This is a genomic window from Chamaesiphon sp. OTE_75_metabat_556, assembly GCF_031378165.1.
In the GTDB taxonomy this organism is placed as follows: Bacteria; Cyanobacteriota; Cyanobacteriia; order Cyanobacteriales; family Chamaesiphonaceae; genus Chamaesiphon.
Genome location: NZ_JANNDR010000390.1, coordinates 1 through 3,779, shown reverse-complemented (window position 1 = coordinate 3,779; position 3,779 = coordinate 1). Strand labels below are relative to the sequence as shown.

4 protein-coding genes are annotated in these 3,779 nt (G+C 45.7%); all 4 read left to right on the top strand.

Going from position 1 to position 3,779, the window contains the following annotated elements; genetic code table 11:
• Nucleotides 1-991: helicase-related protein (locus tag RMO27_RS15825; RefSeq protein WP_309734201.1), on the top strand; the 991-nt coding region annotated here is incomplete at its 5' end.
• A 300-nt stretch (nucleotides 992-1,291) separates the two neighbouring features.
• Nucleotides 1,292-1,747, top strand: coding sequence for an Hsp20/alpha crystallin family protein (locus RMO27_RS15820; protein WP_309734199.1), 456 nt, complete (start codon nucleotides 1,292-1,294; stop codon nucleotides 1,745-1,747).
• A gap of 44 nt (nucleotides 1,748-1,791) precedes the next feature.
• Nucleotides 1,792-3,324, top strand: a complete 1,533-nt coding sequence (locus RMO27_RS15815) for an NAD(P)/FAD-dependent oxidoreductase (RefSeq protein ID WP_309734197.1) — start codon at nucleotides 1,792-1,794, stop codon at nucleotides 3,322-3,324.
• Between the two features lie 155 nt (nucleotides 3,325-3,479).
• Nucleotides 3,480-3,779: NAD(P)/FAD-dependent oxidoreductase (locus tag RMO27_RS15810; RefSeq protein ID WP_309734195.1), on the top strand; the 300-nt coding region annotated here is incomplete at its 3' end.

The window sequence follows — 3,779 nt, the reverse complement described above, 5'->3', positions numbered from 1 at the left end:
ATCTCACGTTACTGTCCCCCAAATTCGGGGGATGTATAATGGCGATCGCGCTCGCAAGAATGTCCTGATCGAGCATGGTTTCCGGTTGCCCAGTGCGGCTGACAATCGTCCGTTAAAGGCTGATGAATTCTGGGAGAAGGTAAATCAATGTATTTTCGTTTCGGCGACCCCTGGGGAGTGGGAAATGGAACTCTCAGCGGATCGAATTGCCCAACAGATCATCCGGCCAACTGGCGTCATCGATCCGGAGATCTTCGTGCGTCCGACAGAGGGACAAGTAGACGATTTATTAGGTGAAATTCGCGATCGAGTCAAGCGCAACGAACGCGTCTTGATTACGACGTTAACTAAGCGGATGGCCGAAGATTTGAGCGAATATTTTCACGAACGCGATGTGCGGGTAAAATATCTCCACTCGGAAATTCAATCGATCGAACGGATTGAAATTATTCAAGCTCTTCGTAATGGGGAATTTGATGTGTTGATTGGCGTGAACTTATTACGGGAAGGTTTGGACTTACCGGAAGTCTCATTGGTGGCAATTCTCGATGCCGATAAAGAAGGCTTCTTGCGTTCGACCCGATCGCTGATTCAAACGATCGGCCGTGCTGCGCGACACATTCGCGGACAAGCGATCTTATATGCCGATCGGATGACAGATAGCATGACTGCCGCGATCGATGAAACCGAACGGCGGCGGGGTATTCAAACGGCACATAACAAGTTAAATAACATTACGCCACAATCGATCGTCAAAACTGGCGGCAATTCCATCTTGCAATTTCTCGATTTCTCGCGGCGATTGAATTCACAACAATTGGAGACAGTGATCGCTCATGTCGATGAATTATCACTCGAACAAATCCCCGATGCGATCGTCCAGTTGGAAGGGGAAATGAAGGTCGCAGCCAAGGAACTGGAATTTGAAAAAGCCGCAACATTACGCGATCGGATCAAGCAGTTACGGGGTAAATTAGTCGGGAATGTTTGATCGGCGTTCAATCATAAACTGTTTGAAAAGGATAAGAGGGTGTTTGAAAAGTATCGGATAGCACTCGCTAACCCTAAGTGTACCTAAAATCTATGTACGATCGCTGTACTGTTTTACACTACGATCTCGGATTGACTGACAAAATGCCAACACGCTGACGATCGATACTGCGACAGCCGAGCTGGCATGTGAAGATTCCTTCACGAGTTCCTCAACTTATCGAGCTACATTCAAGATATTCACGGCGGTGAGATGAGATCCACCGCAATCGGCCGCTCGTTGACTTGGAGAGTAGTAGATATGTCATTAATTAAAGAATTTAATAATTTACGTCAGCAACTCGACCGATTGTTCGAGGATATCGTTCGCGAACAACCACAATTAGGCATACTTGCTAAAGCTAGAGAAACGCCTTGGAGTCCGGCGATCGAATTGCAAGAGACTGAGACAACACTGTTGCTCAAGGCGCAGCTACCAGGCATCAAACCAGAAGAATTGGATATTCAAGTGAGCGAAAATGCTGTTTTTCTGGCTGGCGAACATCGAGAAGAAACCAAGACTGAAGAGCCGGGCATTTTTCGATCTGAATTTCATTACGGTCAGTTTAAACGGGTAATTCCGCTACCTACTTCAATTCAACGCGAACAGGTGAAAGCAGAAATGGGGGCGGGGTTACTTACTTTAACCATGCTCAAAGCTAATCCGGCTCTGCCCAATTTGGTTAAAGTCCCTGTAGCTTTGGTAATTCAAGAATAGATATTCAATCGTTCGCGGCTGGTGAAAGAAAATTGAGTAACACCATGAAAACAGACTATTTGATTGTCGGAAGTGGTTTATCAGCATTAGTTTTTGGCGCACTGATGGCTAAGGCTGGTAAAACGGTGCGAGTGCTCGAAGCGCACGAACATCCCGGTGGGTTTGGGCACAGCTTTACCATGGCCAAAAAATATACTTTTAATGCCCAGCTCCATTATGTGTGGGACTGTGGCGAGGGAAATACTGTCAATCGAGTGCTCAAACAACTCGATCTGGATCGAACTATTACTTTCAATCGGTTCGATCCAGATGGGTTCGATCGAATGCGAATGCCCAATTATAAGCTGGATATTCCGAGCGATCGAGTCGAACTGGTAAGACGGCTATCCCAGCTCTTTCCGGAATCTGCCGAGAATTGTCAACAGTTTGTCGCCGAAATTCAGGCAGTTCGCAATGGCTTGCGGTATCTGTCGCCACCAATTCAGCCACTAGCAGTATTGGGACATCTGGGCGATGTCTATCGTGCGCTCCAATACCTCCATAGTACGCTTCAAGCTGCCTTTGACAAATTCAAACTACCTCGAGCGGCTCAAACTTTACTTGCCTTACAATGGCCGGATTTCTTATTACCACCAGAGCAGCTTTCATTCTATGCCTGGGTGATTTTATTTACCGGCTACCAAGAGGGAGCTTTTTATCCAACCCAGCATTTCGATCGAGTCATTAATGCCCTAGTTGATGTAATTATAACTGCTGGGGGTGAGGTGTTACTCAATCGAGAAGTGACGGATTTCTCGATCATAGACAAGACGGTGACTGGTGCAACGGCGATCGATTTACTCACTCACGAAACCCACGCATACTTAGCCGATACGGTGATCTGTAATATCGATCCCAAACACGCCGCCGCCAAAATTGGTATCGAAAAGTTCTCGCGATCGATCCAACACAAGTTAAATTATGACTATTCGCCATCTAATTTCATGGCTTATTGTGTCGTCCAGGGTATCGATTTACGCGACTATGGATTTGGGAAGTCGAATACATTTCATAGTGGCGATGTGGATTTGAATGTGGCCTTCAATCGGATGTATAACAACCATGATTATACCAATCCTAGTTTTGCAATTACGACGCCCACACTATTAACTGATACAGGTGGTGACTGTCCCCCCGATTGTCAGATTGTCGAGTTTTTGACCGTGGCTAACTATGAGTATTTCAATCATCTCAAACAGTCCGATCCCAAAGCCTATCGACAAAGGAAAGCCGAAATCCTGAAGTCAATTCTGGACGTAGTAGAACGAGATTATGTCCCTAATTTCCGCAGTTATTTAGTATTTCAAATTACTGGTAGTCCGACCACGAACGAACATTTTTGTTATTGTCCGGAGGGGAATTCCTACGGTTCTAGTTTAACGCCTCGAAATATGGGTGTCGATCGACTAAATCACGAAACATCGCTGAAAAACTTCTATTTTTGCAACGCCTCATCCGGCTACCCTGGCTTCGCACCCACCTTCTGGACGGGAGCACTACTCTATCAACGATTATCGGGAGATAAGATTTTAAATTAGAGGACGAGGGGACTGGGAGAGCTAGACCAAAAAGACGCTTGCATCCAAACGCTCTATTCACTATTCACTATTCACTATTCACTATTCACTATTCACTATCCACTATCCACTATCCACTACCCTCCCAAAATCTAAAACCCAAACAGGAGCAAATAATGAAAATTGCAATTATTGGCGGTGGTGCCAGCGGCATGGTGACGGCTTATTTACTCGACAAACAAGGACATCAAGTCACGGTATTCGAGCGAGAACCGATGCTGGGCGGTCATATTCGGACACTCAATCAAAATGTCCAACCCAACCATTCGGATTGCGATTTGGTATTAGAAAATGGTGTCTTAGAATTCCCGACATCGTTTGATAATTTCATGGATTTGATGGGAGAACTCGGCGTAGAACTGGAGCTAGTAAATATTGGCTCCGCACTATTTATGAAGAATGGCAACCACTATCTC